Source organism: Flavobacterium chungangense LMG 26729 (genome assembly GCF_000735715.2).
GTDB lineage: Bacteria > Bacteroidota > Bacteroidia > Flavobacteriales > Flavobacteriaceae > Flavobacterium > Flavobacterium chungangense.
The window spans coordinates 61,502-79,041 of the sequence record NZ_JASY01000010.1 but is presented as its reverse complement, the minus strand read 5'-3'; the positions used below and the strand labels follow the sequence as shown (position 1 = coordinate 79,041).

Here is a 17,540-nt window from a genome sequence, read left to right as displayed (position 1 = left end):
GAATTGAAGAAAAGTAAATATTAACTTTTGTGGCAGAAAAGGTATCAAGTCCACGTGATGACAATATTAAAGTAAATATTATAAAATTATCCTAATTTACAAAATAATGACCATTGATCCTACCGCCAACACTTTTGGTGGAAAAATCTATAGATTTGTAATTACTACCTTTTATATATAGTTTTTTTTTTAATTAGCTTAATCAATTAAGCGTCAATTAGACTAAAGTTAACACTAAACAGACCTTTTACCAGCCATCTTAACTGTATACATTTGCCTGAAATGAATTACAGTTTAAATGAAAATTACCATACTTTTTGTGCTACTATTAGCTTCTTTTTTTGGATATGCACAAATTCCGGTTGAAAGAGATTCTATCGAAAAAGTTATAACCAAACTTCCTGCTTTTTCAATTTATAAGGATAATTATTTTGTTACGGGTGGAAACCTAGGAGAAAAGCCTTCAGAGAACACAATGGATGCAAAATTCCAGTTTAGTTTCAAACAGCGTTTATCTAACAAGGCTTCAATTTTTGGGACTTATCCTTATCTTACTTATACGCAAAAATCATTTTGGAAAGTTTACAAAGCATCCAGCCCTTTTGAAGAAAGCAATTATAATCTCGGTTTGATGTTGTTGAAACCTGTTTTTCGAGACAATCGGTTTTTTGGTGCCTTAACATTTTCATTAGAGCATGAATCGAATGGTCGTGACAGCATTTATTCCCGAAGCTTAAATATAGTCTCTGTTGGATTTACCAGAATTTTTTCTCCCAAACTTATTGTGAGTGTAAAAGCATGGATTCCTTTTTTAATTGATAATAACCCGTCTTTGCCCAAATATATAGGGTATGGTGAAGGACAGCTGCAATGGGTGATCAATAAAGACCGATTGTTTTTTGATTTGGCAGTCAGGAAAGGAGCAGACTGGGATTTTAAAGGAAGCATTAATACAGGAATCAGTTACAGACTTACCAAAAATGCCAATCAGCTAATTACATTACAATGGTGGCAGGGCTATAGCGAGAGTATGATCGATTTTAAATCAGAGCGCGGAATGCTTCGTGTGGGATTTGTACTCAAGCCTACTTTTTACAGGTTTTATTGATTATGACATTAGATAAAACGGCAAAATGACCAATCTTGGCTGTAAATTAACCTTTTTGTACAGGACTTATGTGAATATATTTGTTTACACTCAAAATTATCACTGCGTGAAGAATACGAATCTTTTTCCTCTAAACTAAAATTTTAATAGTGGAAGTTATGAAGAACAAATTACAGGATATAATAAATACGGCCTCACTGCTTTTTGCAGGTAAAGGAATCAAGAAAACCTCTGTTGATTTAATCTGTCATAATTGCGGTATTTCAAAAAAGACATTCTACCAATATTTTCCTGATAAGGAAACTATTGTAAACGAAATAGTAAAAAAGGCACTGGTTAATACAGAGAAACATATTGATAAGCTGAGAAAAATAATGGCTGATGCTCCAACAGAATTGAGTACTTTTTTTATGTATATGCAGTGTAACCTGTCTGTATTTACGCCTGTTTTTATGAGTGATCTTATGAAGTTTTACCCAAAAGTATACGATTTGATGCTAGAGTCAAAAAAAAGCAAGTTCCTTCCTTTTTTTACTGAAAATGTAAAACGAGGCATTTCTGAGGGGTATTATAGAAAATCCCTGGATGCTAGTATAACCGCAGCACTTTATTTCAAACAGCTTGATTATGCTCTTGAAGATGAAATAATGCTGTCGGAAAAGTTTAAGTTCTTATCCTATATCAATAGTTTTTTTCTACACGGAATTGTAAACAGGACCGGGGCAGAAGTACTGGTTTCTTCATTTGATGAAGATAATTCAGGCTTATAGAAAATAAACGTATTCACAACTCATATTAATAAACTATCTAATTTAACAGACCATTTTATGACTTTATATCACGCCATAATTGCGGCAACCAATTTTTCTGACACGGCCAATAATGCTGTCACTTATGCTGCTGGTTTTGCAAAAGCTACCGGTACAAAATTGATCCTTTTTCATTCTTTTTCATTATCTATTCACAGTGCCAATTCCAGAATATCCAGTGAAGGAATGCAGCAAGAACTTGATCAAACATCGTTGAGGCTTGAAAGATTGGGTACTGAAATAGCTACTTTGTTTGAAATTGAAGTAGAGTGCTTTTGCAATTATTCTTTTTTAGAAGACCAGCTTCATAATTTAATAGAAGATACTAATGCACAACTCGTTGTTATGGGTATGGCAGACCGTTCTCTGGAGCAGGATTTAATGGGTAATGCCACGACAGCAATCATAAAAAATACCAATATTCCGGTTTTGGCAGTTCCCGCAAATGCCCGTTTTTTAAACTTAAAAAAAATACTTTTTGCTTTTGATAATGAAAGTTTATCGTCTATAGAAAAATTAAGCTGGTTTGCCTCTATAGCAGAATTGTTAAAAGCAGAAGTAGAATTTTTTAGTGTTAATGAAAAAGTAGAAGAGCTGCTTCTGGAACAGGAAAAGATAAACTCGCAGGAAGAACAATCTTATATGGAAGTAAAGTTTGTTTATAAAAACATTCGATCAGGTGCAGTGATCAATGAAATAAAAAAGGAAATTAAAAATTACAATGCTGATATTTTGGTAATGGTGCCACAAAAGTATGGCTTTTGGGATTCGATTGTTCACATCAGTAAAACCCGTATTATGGCCTCTGGTCTTGATATTCCGTTGCTGTCTCTTCCTAATTTTTAATTTTTTTTGATGAAAGAAAACAATATTTGATTTTGATATAGATCTATAGAAATAGAAAGAAAGATGAATGCAACCATAACAGCTGTTGGCGGGTTTGTACCTGCTTCAATATTAAATAATGAAACCATTTCACAGATAGTAGATACAACTGAGGAATGGATTGAAATAAGAACCGGAATAAAAGAAAGAAGAATAGCCATGAGTAATTCTCAGGCTGTTTCTGATCTGGCCTCAGCAGCAATAGATAATTTAATGCAGCATTATGAAGTCGATCCTGCTGAAATTGAAGGTCTGATACTGGCTACTGCAACACCCGATCATATTCTGGTGCCTGCGGCGAGTAAAGTTTGCGAAAAAAGTGGTCTTGTAAATGCTTTTGGTTTTGATATAAATGCAGCTTGCAGTGGTTTTTTGTATGCACTTGAAATGGCTTCAGCAATGATAGAAAGCGGGCGTTACAGCAAGATTCTGGTTGCCGGGGCAGACAAAATGAGTTCTATAGTTGATTATGAAGATCGCAACACCTGTATTCTTTTTGGAGATGGTGCCGGAGTTGTTCTTCTGGAGAAAAGTACTGAAGAGTCCGGAATAATGAAAACGATTTTAAAAACAGATGGAAGCGGCACAGAAGCATTGCTTGTACCTGCCGGTGGTTCGAGATTTCCTGCCAGTATGAAAACCATTTTACACCGAGAACATTATATCAAACAAGATGGTTCTTTTGTATTTAAAAAAGCGGTTGAATCGATGAGTGCTGCCTGCAGCGAAGTGCTGGGACTTAATAATTTAGATAGTCCTGATATCCACTGGGTTGTGCCGCACCAGGCAAACCTGAGAATAATTAAAGCTGTGAGCGAGAATTTAAACATTGATTTTGAAAAATTTAAAGTTAATATTCAAAAATACGGCAATACCACATCGGCTACTATTCCGCTATGTTTATGGGATTTTGCAACTGATTTTAAAGCCGGGCAAAATATTTTGCTTACAGCTTTTGGTGCGGGATTTTCTTGGGGTGCCGCCTGCATGAAATGGGGAGTGCTCCGAAAAGAAAGACCTGTAGCAATAAAAATAATCGCTGTTGAAAAGGAATTTGTCAGCGCAGAATAAAGTCGCTAAAAAGATAATCCATGTAATAAAAAAATACTGTATTCTTTAATTATTGTTGGTTGTGAAAGTCTTCAAATATTTTTTTTGAAGGCTTTTTTTGTTGAAATTTTTTCACGCATATTTTAAAAAGATTTGAGCAGATGATTCTATTAATTTAAATCTGCGTGATCTGCGGACAAAACACTTCTCCCGACAGTTCAATGTTATTTATTTAAATATCTAAAATATTTGCTGGGAATAAATCTATCTCAAAGACGCAAAATCGTAAAGTTTAAAACCATTTTCTATGTGACTTTGCGTCTTGGCTAGAATGATAACTATAAGCTATAAAAAAAGTTTAACTCGCTGTTGTGGGAGATTAAGCAGATTTCTATTTGTTTTAACCCAAAAAAGCCGATTATAATTATAAAAAATTACAATCGGCTGTCAGCTGATTTTTTGGTCGTAATTAAATTACTTTAAATCGTTGATCGCTTTTTTATAGATGGCTTTACTGATTTTGTACGCTGCATTGGCATCAATGGTTTCTGCGTACGCCTGCTGCCATAATACCTGAGCTTCAAGTACATCTTTTCCCACTACGGTTCCGGCATCAAAACGGTCATTGTTCAGACGTAAGTTTTCATCGGCACTGCTCAAGGACTCCTTTGTCAATGCAACGCGTTCTTTAGCCTGGGACAATTGTAAATAGGCGTCCTGAACTTCGAGTGCAATTAATTCCTGGGTTTCTTTCAGGTCGGTTTTTCGGGCTTCGGTTTTAAAATCCTGTTCCTTTACTTTCAGTTTTCGGTTTCCCCAGTCAAAAACCGGAATTGTCACATTCACCAAACCGTAAAACGCCGCCATATCATTTTCTCCGTTAGAAAAATTAATTCTCTTTCCCGCAGCATAAAGTCCGTTGGCGCTTAATGCCACGCTTGGTTTTCTGTTGGCTTCAAGCATTTTAGATTCTAGTTCGCTGATTTCTACAGCATTTTTAAGAAGAGCGGTTTCCGAGCGATTCTGCGATTTTAATTTTCCCTCTTCTTCAAAAGGTAATATAAAATCTTCCTTAAAATCGCCTGCTGCGCTAAAATCAGCATTTGGAGTTCCCATTATTTGGGCAAGGCTCATTTTTGCAAGACTCAATCCGTCTTGTGCTTTTTTTAAATCCAATTGTGCTCCATTAAGCTGTACTTGCACGCGAAGCACATCATTTTTATAAATCAATCCGGCATTGAAAGAGTTGTTTAAATCGGCCAGTAAAGTTTCTAAAAGACTAATATATTTTTTAGATAAAACAACTTTTTCGCTCAGGTCAACAATTTTCCAAAACGTAGTTTCTGTTTTCAGCAGCACTTCATTTGTAGCAAGCTGATTTTGTACTTCGCTTATTTCAACGGCTTTTGAGGCTGTTTTTTTAGCATAATTTATTTTCCCGCCAGCATAAATAACCTGTGTTAATCCCAGAGATGCATTGCCGCTGTACTCGGGCAGAATAGCGCTCAGAGGATCACTTACATACAATCCCATAAGTCCTGCATCCAGAGAGGGTTTGTTAATAGTATGTGCTGCTTTTTCTGCAGCCTGGGCAGCCTGGGTATTTTGTACGGCCTTTTTGATGCTGTTATTGTTTTTGACCGCCATTTCTTTGGCCTCTTCCAACGTGAGTACTTTTTCCTGCGCCCTTGTTTCTGACAAGGTCAAAAAAACAATCAGGCCGAAGAAAATTTTAATATTTTTTTGAATTTTCATGATAGCTATTTTAAAGAAGCGGCTCAGGCTATCAAGACTGCTATGGATAAATCGGAATCCCTTATATTTAATCAAAGCTTTATAGCAGTCTGATAACTTTATGAATTAATGCCCTTCATGTGATGGTTTGTATAATATTTCGTCATCATTATCAGGGTGATAATGTTCGCTGTGCGGTTCTGGTTTTACAAATTTGTAGTAAAGAATAGGAACCACAAATAGTGTCATGATCATCGAAACAACTAATCCAACGGCCAATACACTGCCTAAAGGCGCCCAAAGGGGCGATTTTCCGGCGATCATTGGGATTACTCCAACGGCCGCTGCTACAGAAGTCAGGAATATTGGTCGCATACGTCGTTTTCCTGTAGCAATTGCGGCTGCTTTTATAGAATAGCCGTGCAGGTGTACCAATTCATCGGCATAATCGACCAAAATAATTCCGTTTCTAACTACAATACCAATAAGACTTATGATTCCCATAAAAGCGGTGAAACCCATTGGATTACCTGTTAATTTAAGGCCAAGGAAAGCACCCAGCAGACTTAAAGGAAAAGTGGACAGTACAATTAAAACTTTGGTAAAATTTTTAAATTGAAAAAGCAGTACCAGAAAAATCATAATCAAACTTATTCCAAGAGACATCATCATTCCCGGGCCGGTTTCATTCGTGCTTTCAAATTCTCCGCCATAAACTAATTTTATGCCGTCCGGCAGTTTAATTTTATCAATTTCAGGCTGTACAGCAGCCATTATTTTGGCCGCTTTAATTCCTTTTTGTGCTTCGGTCATTACAGTAAGGGTTCTTAAACCGTTTCTGTGGGCTATAATTCCTGTATGCCATGCAGGTGAAATGTCTGCGACTTCTTTCAAAGGAACTTTTGTTCCGTAAATTGTCGAAATGGTAATGTTTTCCAACTCGGTAAAATCGGCGCGGTTTTTAGAATCAAGGCGCAGTAAAATATCAATAGGTTTGTCTCCTTCATACAAAGTAGAAACAGGATATCCTTTAAGACCCGCACCAAGAGTTTGTGCCACCGCAGAGCTGGATACTCCCAAACGTTCTGCTTTATCTTCTTTAAGAACCACTTTTACCCCATAATAATCTTCCTGATAACTTGATCTTGTCCAGTTGGTGCCTTCAGCTTTTTCCATGATAGCGGTAACCTGCTGAGCAATATGTTTCTGGGCGTTCATATCATCACCAATCACACGTACTTCAAGCGGTGCCGGACTTTCTTTCATAGACAATTGTCGAACCCGTATGTACCCGTCGGTTAAAAAGCCGTTGAACTTCTTGAGGTATTCATCTGCCAGCTGCTGTGTTTCTTCTTTTCCGGCTGTCGTAATAAAGATTTGTGCAAAATTACGTCTTGGGGTTTCGGGAGCATAAGTCGAGTGAAATCGGGGAGAGCTGGTGCCGATAAAACTTGCGGTGCTCAGTACTCTTTCGTCGGATTTAATTTCTTTTTCAATTTGCGTTACGGTTTTTTCAGTTTGTTCTAAACTGGTACCACTTGGCAGCCATACTTCCAGATTAAATTGATTTCTTTCTGCAGTGGGGAAAAGTTCCTGCTCCACGCTGGAAGCTATTATGATTGCCAGAATCACAGAAAATAATCCTGCCATAAGTGTAGCTTTTGGCCATCTAAAGCTAAATTCTAAACCGTTATTAAAAACAGACTGTAATCTGTCGAGCATATTTTTCTTTACAGGACGGTCGCTTACTTTATGTTTTAATCCTTTTTTAATGAAGATATAACTCATGTAAGGCGTTAAAAGCACCGCAACAATAAAGGAAGTAATTAAGGATACCGCCACCGCTATAGGAAGCGATTGAATAAATTCTTTGGCTATTCCGTTAAGAAAAAAGGCAAGCGGAAGAAAAGCAAATATAATAGCCGCTGTTGCAGTAAAAATAGGCAGTAACAATTGTGTTGCACTCTGCCAGCCTGCCGTCCAGGGATCTACGCCTTCATCTAGTTTTTCAATATAATTGTCTACGACCACAATGGCATTATCCACCACCATTCCCAATACAATAATTAAGGCTGCCAGTGTTACCTGATGAATTTCTATACCAATCATATTAAGAACCCCAAAGGTGATTACAATAGCTATAGGACAAGCTACGGCCGATACCATTGCGACTCTAAAAGGCAGCAGAATAATAACCACAACAATTACAGAGAAGATCGCAATAGCAAATTCAAGCATAAAATGGCTGATGCTTTCTTTTACCACTTCGGGCTGATCTACAATGGTTTTGATTTCTACATTGGGTGGCAGTTCTTTTTTTACTTCATCAATTTTTTCACGAAGTTGTTCACCAAATTCTACAATGTTTTTACCGGGCTGCATCTCTACAGTCAGCATCATTACTTTTTGATCTCCCAATTTTATAAAACTTGAAGGTTCTTCGTAACGGCGTTCAATTGTAGCTACATCTTTCAAACGTACTATTTTTCCCTGCGGACTGCTGTACACAATCTGATTGCCGATGTCGGCTTCATTTTTATATTGATTTTTTGCAAATACAGAAATTTCACCATTATCAAGGGTAATTCCGCCGGTGTAATTTGTTCCGTTTTGCGCCTGTAATACCTGGGCAATTGTTGCGAAATCAAAACCGTACTGGTGCAGTTTTTCATCCTGAACAGTCACATAAATCTGCTGTTTTTGTCCCCCGTAACGTTTTATTTTTGAAGTTTCTGGAAGTGTTTTCAGTCCGTCTTCCAGTTTATCAAGGTATTTTTCAATTTCAGCATAACTTCTTCCCGGTGCAGATACGGTAATCATCTGCGCCACAACATCACCGAAATCACTGTTTACAATCGGGCCGACCATTCCGGGCGGCAATGTGTTCTGCATTTTGAAGGTTGTGTTAAGTCCGTGCTGAAGTGTTGCCCAGAATCTTTTGGTATCTTTTACATTTTCATTCAGTTCGCAGGTAATCACAACCTGACCTTCTTTAGTTTCTGATTTGGTTTTTTCTTTTCGAACTTCCTCAAAACTAAAAAGATATTGTTCAATTTTATTGGTCAGCTGTTTTTCAACCTGCAATTCATCAGCTCCGGGAAGTGCTGCTATAATTAATCCGCTTCTTACCGTTATTTTTGGGTCCTCGCTCCTGGGCATGTTGAGCAGGGCAAACAGTCCAAAAATCATCAGTAAAACCGTAACTACAATGGTAACCTGACGGTATTTCATTGCGGCTTCTATGAAATTTATTTTTACTTTTTTCATTTTTATTGCATTGACTATTTAAGACTAAAAAGAAATTTCCTGTCCATCTTTAAGATTTCGCTGTCCGTTTATAATGACTTTATCCCCATTATTCAGCCCTTTGGTTACTATAACTTCGTTCCCTTTAAAATTCCCAAGGCTTATTCTTTTTCTTACGGCTTGTTTTTCAGAAGCAATAAAAACATAATTAATGTCATCAGCATCCCGAATTACCGCTGTTGCCGGAATTGTAATGGCCTGTGTCATTCTGCCGGTTTCTATTTTGATATCGCTGATCATTCCCGGAAGTAGAACGCCTTTCGAATTATTCAGCAATACCTTTACATCAAAAGTTCGGGTTGCTGCATCGGCACTTGGATTTATAATGGTTACTTTTCCGTTGAAGTTTTGGTCAAGCGATGCAATTTTTATCTGAGCCGGAATTCCAATTTTAATGGTGCCAATTTCATTTTCGTTAATCGAAGCTTTGGCATACACATTATCTGTTTTCATGATGGTAAAAGCGGGAACTCCGGGTGCGGCACTTGCGCCTCTTTCAATAAATTTGGCAGTTATAATACCTGTAAAAGGAGCATAGATTTTAGTGTCTTTTAACCTTTTCAGTGCGATGCTGCTGTTGGCTTTGGCCTGTTCCAAAGTTATTTTTGCAGTAATATGATCCCGCTGCGGAAGACTTCCTTTTGTATATAAAAGATCGAGTCTTTTAAAATTATCTGCCGCTTGTTCAAGGCTGGCATTGGCTATCGTGTAAGCACTTTGGTATTCTTCTGTTTCTATTGAGGCAAGCAATTGTCCTTTGGAAACATGCTGTCCTTCCTGAATGGCAACGTTATTTACTCTTCCGGAAACCGAAAATCCCAATGATACGGTGTTATCAGCCTCAATTGTTCCGCTGTAGCTGAATATTTCCGGTTGTGAAGTTGCATCTACAGTTTTTACACTGACTTTTGTGATGATTTTAGATTCGATTTCATTTTTTTTCTTTCCGCAACTGCTCAGCAAAGCCATTATTAGAAGAAGCGTGATGCTGTTTTTTAATGATTTAGGCATAGGTAATTAGTTAAATTTTACTTTTTGATTTAAATTAAGACTCTTAAACAGCTGTCCTGTGCAGCATAATATGTTAAAGAAAGTACCCGTGGGCGTCTCAGCAGTTTGTCTGGAATTATCCAAACCCGAAGTTTTTGTGTAGTTCATTTTATCCACTATAATTTGATTAAATATATAGTGCAAAGATGTGTTGAGAAGGAAATCAAAAAAAGGTCATTTTAATGACATAATTGGTCAGAAACAGTTTTTTGTGGAAACTGTTCTTAGAATAATAAAACTTACCGAAAATATAAAAGAGACTTGAAATAAACCGTTCTGTTTCATTAAATAAATGAATTTGGGCTGGTTTTTCTTAGAATAAGTAAAAAGGGAGATTGGATTTTATTGGGCTAAATCGATTGTAATGCCCAAGAGGACTTTTATCGTTTTTTACGATATTCAGAAGGAGATAATTTCATATGTTTTTTAAAGAATTTACCAAAGAAAGACTGATCGCTAAAATTAAGTTCCTCAGCAATTTGTGCAATGCTCAGCGAAGGATTGGATAGCAGAATGCGCGCTTCTGTAATAATGGCTGTATCGATAAGTTCGCCGGTTGTTTTACCGGAAACTTCCTTTAGTATTTTTGACAAATGTCCAGCAGTCATAAACAATGCATCAGAGTAAAATTTTACCTTTCTTTCGGTAATGAAATTCTCTTCCAGCAACTTAAAGAACTTGGAAGTAAGTTCTTCCTTGCGGGTCATTTTTACCTTTACGTCAGAATTACTTTCACGATAGATTGAAGCTAATTCATACATTAATAAATTGAAACTGTGTGTTAAAAGTTCTTTCCCATGAAAAGGATTTATCTGCGTATTTTTTTTATGCAGTAATTCGATTAACATTTTTATATGGCTTACTTCGTCGCTTTTGAGTTTGAGATGAGGGACACTTTTGGATGCAAAAAAATCGAACGCATCCATTTCATTTTTATTTATACTGTTTTCCAAAGCAAAATTGAGTGTAAAACTTACTCCCATCATGACGACACTATTTTTGATTTCTAAAATACTGATGATGTTATGGGGAGAAATAAAAACCATATCATCTGTCTCTAAATGGTACTTTGCCAGATTAAACTGCATTGTAACTTCACCTGAATGTACTAATAGAACAGTGTAGCTTTCAGACCTGAATGGATAGGAAAAAGGGCTTTCAAAAAATTCCTCTTTGGTATTATAAATATGAAGGCCTTCCGACTGCGGAATCTCTCCTAAAATTTTAAAAGTATCGTTTATAGAATGCCTTTTTATATTTATTTTATCCAAGGATTTTTTTTTGTAAAGTTAGTATTTTAATATAATTATTGGTTTTTATATTAGTTGTAACGACAAAAAAATAAAAATTTTATATTTTTTGTGGAATGACTAACAAGAATAAAAATGAAATATACCATCATAATTCAGTGAATGAGAGTGTTTATGTGATGGCTCTATGAAAAATCTGAAAATAGATTTAAATGTGTTTCCGTATCGTTTGTTTGATGAGAATTAGTTAAAAAGAAAGTATTGTAACTAGCGAGAGCTAGCTGCACATTCGAACCTAAACCTGTCAGCACTTGATTGGCAAGATATTTAATTTTTACAAAATAATTTGTGCAACGATTCTGCCACAACTTCGACTAGTGAAATAGCTGTAAAAACCGCCTTAGTTTTTTGTGGCAATAAAGGTATTCACTCCGGCTCTAATCTGTTAATATATTGGAACTTCATTTTTAAATTATTTTAGAAGCGCGATGTGATTGCGGTTTAGTTTAACTAATCCTCGCTGCTCCATTTTTTTTAGTAATCGAGATACAACTTCTCTGGAGGTGTTTAATTCAGTTGCAATTTCCTGATGAGATAGTTTAACTTCAGTGCAGCCGCATGCTTTTGAATGTCTTTTTAGATAAAATTCCAATCGCTCGTCTGTCGAACGAAATGCTATATTGTCAACAATTTCCAAAATTTCTTCAAACCGGTTCCGGTAGGTTTCAATTACAAATTCGTACCAGGAACGGTGTTCCATCATCCATTTTTCCATTAGCGGAAGAGGAATCATTATCACTGAAACATCTTCGACGACTTTGGCCATGATCTGACTTTTTTCACTTTTGGCTGTACAGATCATTGAAATGGCACAAGCCTGTCCAGGATGCAGGTAATACATTAAAAACTCGCCACCATCTTCTCCTTCACGATAAATTTTTATTTTTCCTTCTAAAATTAAAACGGTATTTTTAATGTATTGTCCTGTACGCATCAGAATAGCGCCGGCTTCAAAATTTTGTTCGCTTGCATTTTCTTCAATCGCCGACAATAGTTCGTTGGAAAAATTTGGGAATATTTGTTTTAAGGTGTTTTGCATTTGTGTAATTATAGGAATTAATATTTCTCAGATACCTTTTACTGAAATATGCTTTTTTCTATCATGCAGTAAGTTAAAGTGCTGCAAGGGATGAATACGTCTATATAATTTCTGAAAAATTTCAGTTAGAATCTTTTCTAATAATCTGGCTCTAAAATGTGCAGCCTGTAGTGAAGGACTGCACATCAGATATCCATTGACCTTCTCCAGTAAATTGTGCAACATGATTTTTTCCGACATCGCGGAGGTAAAAAGTGACAACCAATCCTTGGTGATTAAAAAATCATTTGTAGATGATTTACCATGTGTTTCCCCTGAACTGAGAAAAATAGTGCTATAATTCAATAGCTGGTGTAGTATCTGCAATAGTTTTCATTGCTGTCTTTTTTTAAACTATTATTTTTTAAAGTTTTTGATTCCGCTTTGAAGCCAATTGTAATATTCTTCTATATCAGGATTATAAGCTGAAGTTTCTGTCAAAGATGCACTATTGTGATCTACAATTACATAAAACGGCTGAGCATTTGCCTTATAGGTTTTAATTTGAAGGTCGCTCCATTTATTTCCGATCGTCTTAATTTTCTTCCCAGTGGTTTCAGAAACATACTGTTCCGTTTCAGGAAGTTCTTTTTTATCATCAACATATAAAGAAATCAGCACCAGGTCGTTAATTAAAACTCCTAAAACTTTCGGGTTCGACCATACCAGCTCTTCCATTTTCCTGCAGTTTACACAAGCATATCCCGTAAAATCCAGCAATACTGGTTTCTCTATTTTTTTAGCGTATTGCATTCCTTTTTCATAATCATGAAACGTTATGATGTTCTGCGGACCATATTCTGCTCCTTCTGGAAGCGAATTATTAGAAGTCTCGGCATGAACTTTAGAACCTCCAACTCCGTCCGGAGATTCACTGTAATGCATTGGAGGAGGAAAACCACTGATTATTTTAAGTGGAGCACCCCAAAGCCCTGGAATCAAGTAAATTGTAAAAGTCAAAACAATCAGTCCAAAACTTAATCTTCCAACAGAAATATGATTTAAAGGAGAATCGTGCGGCAGCGTAATTTTTCCCAATAAATAAAAAGCCAAAACCCCAAAAACAGCAATCCAGATCGCAAGGAAAACTTCTCTTTCCAGCCAGTGCAGCTGCAGAACCAAGTCGGCATTGGATAAAAATTTGAAAGCTAAAGCCAGTTCTAAAAAGCCTAAAACAACTTTCACAGTATTCAGCCAGCCGCCTGATTTTGGCAGTGCATTCAGCCAGCCTGGAAACGCAGCAAATAAAGAAAAAGGCAATGCAATAGCTGTTGAAAACCCTAACATCCCTACAATTGGCGCTATACCACCTTTTGAAGCCGCTTCAACCAATAACGTTCCTACAATTGGGCCTGTACATGAAAAGGAAACAATGGCCAACGCCAGAGCCATGAAGAAAATACCAATTAAGCCTCCCTTGTCTGCCTGAGAATCGACTTTGTTTGCTAATGAATTTGGCAGCATAATTTCGAAAGCACCCAAGAAAGAACAGGCAAAAACAACCAGTAAAATAAAGAAAATGATATTGAACCAAACATTCGTTGAAAGTGCATTCAAAGAATCTGCTCCAAAAAAAGCCGTTACAATCGAACCTAATAAAACATAAATAATGATTATAGAAAGTCCGTAAATCAATGCATTGCGAATTCCGGCAGCCTTAGTTTTACTCTGCTTGGTAAAAAAACTGACCGTCATTGGAATCATTGGGAAAACACAGGGAGTCAGTAAGGCTGCAAAACCTGATAAAAAAGCAATTATAAAGATACTAACCAGACCTCTTGAATCTTTCTTGGGTTTTTCCGGTGCGTCTTTAACAACGGGAGTTTCAGCAAGTGGAGTCTTTTTTGCATTGGGCAATTTAAATACTAACTCTTCCGAGGCAGGCGGCAGACAATTTTTATCATCACAAACCATGAATTCAACTTCTGCAGTAATATCGAAAACATCATTAGAATTAAATTTTACTTTTTGGCAAAAAAGTGCTTTATCTTCAAAATATTTTATTTTCATATTGAAGATCTTATCCATTACTTCATGCCCTTTTTCCTCAGTAGTTTTATCAATAAGTTCAAATGGCTTTTTTGAATTGTCAAACGTAAAAAGGGTAGGTGAGGGGCCTCCTTCTTCGATATACTGTCCGTATAAATGCCATCCTGATTGTATTGTGGCTTCTGCTTTTAAAATAAATTCCGTTTCTGAGATTTTCTCTACAGAAGTACTCCACTTTACGGGGTTATACATTTGCCCAAACACGCAGCTGCTGAACAAAACCATAAAAGCAATAATTGTATTTTTCATTTTTTTTGATTTTTTTAAAGAAAGAGCTGTAAAAAACAGCTCTTTCATGCCTCCGTGAAATAATAACTAATTCATAATTTTATAATAATTTGGGAAGGCAGCTTATATTTTATTGAATCGGATTGCCATCTTTATCCAATGAACCTGATTTAATAATTATCATTTTATCAAGCTGGACATATTTAGTTATGGCATCATTAACTTCTTTCAAGGTAACTTTTTGAATATCTTTTGGATACTGCTCGATGTAGCTTGGCTCCAAACCTCTTTCGATGAAACTCAAAATAGTACCTGCAACCCCATTTGTAGTAGAAAGTCCTACTTTAAAACTTCCAATTAAATTAGTTTTTTTATTCTCTAATTCTTCAGCTGTTATTCCTTCTTTCACCCATTTATTTAACTGAACCATCGTGGCATCCAGTCCTTTTTGGAATAAAGACGGATTGAAAGAAGCATTTACCATCCAGTAGCCTCCAGTCATGATATTTCCGCCCATTGAAGAAGAAATACTATAGGTTAAGCCTTCGCTGTCACGAACAGTCTGCATTAAACGGCCGGCAAAACCTGCACCTAATGTATAATTGGCGATGTAAAACGGAATATAATCCGCGTCCGCTCTTTTTAAACCTGTATATTGTCCAATGTATAATTCTGCACTGGGTTTTTCAGCGATGGTAATAACTTCTGTTTTGGAAGGCACTTTTGCAGTTTCTTCAAATTTTAAAGTTTCTGAAACGCCGCCATTCCAATTTTTAAATGATTTTTTTAAAGAATTGTTTAAGTTTGCTCCTTCAGTATCGCCTACAATCACTAAATGCATCGAAGCTGGCCCAAAATATTTTTTATGGAATGCTTTTACGTCATCTAATGTGGCATTTTTAATATTGGTCAAATCTTCTTCTACACTTAAACTGTAATTTGGATTTCCTTTTGGATAAATTGCCTGCGTTAGAGCAATACTTCCCCTTTGGCCTGGATCGTTTAAACCTTGTTGAATATTTCCAGTATACTGCTGTTTTAGGTTTTCGAATTCCTTTTGGTCAAATAAAGGATTTCGGATTTCTTCTGCCAATAAAGCAATCACCTGATCTAAGTCCTTTTTAAGACATTTAAAATCAATATATATATATGTTGTATTTGCATTTACATTTAAATACACTCCTAATTTTTCTAGTTTTTCAGAGAATTTAAATTTATCATTGAGTGTAGTTCCTTTTGACAGCATAGAAGCTGTTAAGGAAGGAATCATAGGATTTTTAGTTTCATTGACAAAATTTCCTAAAGAAATACTTGCAGCAACAGTTACGAAATCTTTAGCCGAAGTTTTTACGGAAACTACATCAATTCCCACTACTTTTTCTCTTTTGTAAGCCGGAGCACTTTTTTCGATTGCTATTTCATTAACAGCAGCATCTGCCATAGTGTTTTTTTGCTGCAATGAAGCTCCTGATGAAGTTTCTTCGTGAACATGTCTGCCTTCCGGGTGTCTATAATAAAAAGGACCAGTAGAAGGAATGAAATTATTTGCCTGCGGCTCACCCTGACTTTGGGTTCCGCTTTGTTTTGGAATAAAATAACCTGTTGTGCTTTGGTCTTCCACCAGGTATTTTTGCGCTACACGAAGTACATCTGCAGGCGTTACTTTTTTAAGTTTGTCTACTCCTGTGATATAAATGGTCCAGTCGCCTGCGGCAATGGCTTCGTTTAGTTCAGAGGAAATAACTCCTGAACCGTCTCGGGCTAAAAGGGTCTCTGCACTTATTTTGGCTGTTACGCGATTTATCTCATCGGTTGTTACGCCGTCTTTTTTTATTCTGGCAACCGCTTCTGCTATTTTAGAGTCGATATCTTCATGATTTGAAGTGGTTGGAAAACCTACACCAATCATAAAAAGGCCTACCTCTTTAAACTGGGATACATTTGCATAGGTATAAATTCCCAATCCGCTGTCTACGAAAGTTGTATTTAAAATTGCCGAAGGTCCTGATCCAATAATTTCTCCTAAAATTTTCAAGGCTGCAAGATCTTCATTTAAAGCACCCGGAATTTTATATGCTTTGTTAACAACGCCTAATTCTCCTGTTTTTTTTATAATAATTTTGCGAGGACCGTATTGTATCGGTTCTTCAGTGTAAGGTTGAGGCATTGCATTTGGGGCTTTTGTAATCCCGCCAAAATACTTATCCACTAAATTAAAAACATTCTCTTTTTTAAAATCACCAATAATGGTCAACGTTGCATTATCCGGCCAGTAGTAAGTATTGTAAAAATTACGCAAAACTTCAATCGGCGCTTTTTCAATATCCGATTTCCAGCCTATTGTAGCATGATGGTAGGGATGCGCAATATAAGCCGATGACCAGATTTCCTGATTCAGTATACTGTTTGGGTCATTTTCGCCGCGTTCAAATTCATTGCGCACAACCGTCATTTCAGCTTCTTTATCCTCTTTTGTCAATAAAGAATTGCGCATTCTGTCGGCTTCAATCTGCAGCGCTAATTCAATTTTATCGCTTGGCAGCGTTTCGAAATAATTGGTGCGGTCATACCAGGTTGTCGCGTTTAACTGTGCACCGGTATTTTGAAGGACATCTGTAATTGTATTTCCGTTATTCTTATTGAAGGTCGGTGTTCCCTTGAACATTAAATGCTCTAAAAGATGTGTTGAGCCCGTGTTTCCCAAAACTTCATTTTTGGATCCTACGCGATACACAATTTGTACAGTTGCAACGGGTGAAGCATTGTCCTGAAGAAGCAGAATATTCATTCCGTTTGGCAGGTACAAATATTCTTCTATTCCGCCTAATTCTTTGATTTTTTTGAATTTATCTGCTTTACTCTGTGCTGAAATAAGGGTGCAGAAAGCCAGTGAGCAGAAGCCCAGAAAGATGTGTTTTTTCATTTTTTTGATT

General features: G+C 36.5%; 11 protein-coding genes. 4 read left to right on the top strand and 7 right to left on the bottom strand.

All coding sequences use genetic code 11. The features are described from left to right. Positions 1-298 precede the first annotated feature (298 nt). The 4 genes from JE46_RS16840 to JE46_RS16825 all read left to right on the top strand — a co-directional run bounded on the left by JE46_RS16840 (position 299) and on the right by JE46_RS16825 (position 3,873). Positions 299-1,108: a phospholipase A gene (locus JE46_RS16840; protein WP_031456447.1), complete on the top strand. Its 810-nt coding sequence runs from the start codon at positions 299-301 to the stop codon at positions 1,106-1,108. A 158-nt stretch (positions 1,109-1,266) separates the two neighbouring features. Beyond that, on the top strand, positions 1,267-1,878 hold the full coding sequence (locus JE46_RS16835) for a TetR/AcrR family transcriptional regulator (RefSeq protein WP_031456446.1): 612 nt from the start codon (positions 1,267-1,269) through the stop codon (positions 1,876-1,878). A 57-nt stretch (positions 1,879-1,935) separates the two neighbouring features. Further along, positions 1,936-2,763, top strand: coding sequence for a universal stress protein (locus JE46_RS16830; protein ID WP_031456445.1), 828 nt, complete (start codon positions 1,936-1,938; stop codon positions 2,761-2,763). A gap of 63 nt (positions 2,764-2,826) precedes the next feature. Then, on the top strand, positions 2,827-3,873 hold the full coding sequence (locus tag JE46_RS16825) for a beta-ketoacyl-ACP synthase III (RefSeq protein WP_035136737.1): 1,047 nt from the start codon (positions 2,827-2,829) through the stop codon (positions 3,871-3,873). A gap of 453 nt (positions 3,874-4,326) precedes the next feature. On the opposite strand, the gene JE46_RS16820 is transcribed toward JE46_RS16825, so the two are convergent. From JE46_RS16820 to JE46_RS16785, 7 genes are all read right to left on the bottom strand, one after another. Then, complete coding sequence (locus JE46_RS16820) at positions 4,327-5,607, bottom strand: TolC family protein (RefSeq protein ID WP_031456443.1); 1,281 nt, start codon at positions 5,605-5,607, stop codon at positions 4,327-4,329. Positions 5,608-5,712: 105 nt separating this feature from the next. Beyond that, positions 5,713-8,853 carry an efflux RND transporter permease subunit gene (locus JE46_RS16815; RefSeq protein ID WP_051872913.1) on the bottom strand — a complete coding sequence of 1,047 codons (3,141 nt, stop codon included), beginning with the start codon at positions 8,851-8,853 and terminating at the stop codon, positions 5,713-5,715. Positions 8,854-8,877: 24 nt separating this feature from the next. Continuing rightward, a complete protein-coding gene (locus tag JE46_RS16810) occupies positions 8,878-9,903 on the bottom strand; it encodes an efflux RND transporter periplasmic adaptor subunit (protein WP_031456441.1) in 1,026 nt (341 codons plus the stop codon). A 419-nt stretch (positions 9,904-10,322) separates the two neighbouring features. Then, positions 10,323-11,213, bottom strand: a complete 891-nt coding sequence (locus JE46_RS16805) for a helix-turn-helix domain-containing protein (protein ID WP_051872912.1) — start codon at positions 11,211-11,213, stop codon at positions 10,323-10,325. Between the two features lie 451 nt (positions 11,214-11,664). After that, positions 11,665-12,291 carry a Crp/Fnr family transcriptional regulator gene (locus JE46_RS16795; protein WP_031456438.1) on the bottom strand — a complete coding sequence of 209 codons (627 nt, stop codon included), beginning with the start codon at positions 12,289-12,291 and terminating at the stop codon, positions 11,665-11,667. Between the two features lie 396 nt (positions 12,292-12,687). Beyond that, entirely contained in the window at positions 12,688-14,628 is a 1,941-nt protein-coding gene (locus JE46_RS16790; protein WP_031456437.1) for a protein-disulfide reductase DsbD family protein, read from the bottom strand. A 109-nt stretch (positions 14,629-14,737) separates the two neighbouring features. Further along, a complete protein-coding gene (locus JE46_RS16785) occupies positions 14,738-17,530 on the bottom strand; it encodes a M16 family metallopeptidase (RefSeq protein WP_031456436.1) in 2,793 nt (930 codons plus the stop codon). Positions 17,531-17,540 lie beyond the last annotated feature (10 nt).

Coding starts and splice junctions, on each gene's coding strand:
- JE46_RS16795 (WP_031456438.1), bottom strand. CDS start 12,291: ATGCAAAACACCTTAAAACAAATATTCCCAAATTTTTCCAACGAACTA.
- JE46_RS16810 (WP_031456441.1), bottom strand. CDS start 9,903: ATGCCTAAATCATTAAAAAACAGCATCACGCTTCTTCTAATAATGGCT.
- JE46_RS16815 (WP_051872913.1), bottom strand. CDS start 8,853: ATGAAAAAAGTAAAAATAAATTTCATAGAAGCCGCAATGAAATACCGT.
- JE46_RS16825 (WP_035136737.1), top strand. CDS start 2,827: ATGAATGCAACCATAACAGCTGTTGGCGGGTTTGTACCTGCTTCAATA.
- JE46_RS16830 (WP_031456445.1), top strand. CDS start 1,936: ATGACTTTATATCACGCCATAATTGCGGCAACCAATTTTTCTGACACG.
- JE46_RS16820 (WP_031456443.1), bottom strand. CDS start 5,607: ATGAAAATTCAAAAAAATATTAAAATTTTCTTCGGCCTGATTGTTTTT.
- JE46_RS16835 (WP_031456446.1), top strand. CDS start 1,267: ATGAAGAACAAATTACAGGATATAATAAATACGGCCTCACTGCTTTTT.
- JE46_RS16790 (WP_031456437.1), bottom strand. CDS start 14,628: ATGAAAAATACAATTATTGCTTTTATGGTTTTGTTCAGCAGCTGCGTG.
- JE46_RS16785 (WP_031456436.1), bottom strand. CDS start 17,530: ATGAAAAAACACATCTTTCTGGGCTTCTGCTCACTGGCTTTCTGCACC.
- JE46_RS16840 (WP_031456447.1), top strand. CDS start 299: ATGAAAATTACCATACTTTTTGTGCTACTATTAGCTTCTTTTTTTGGA.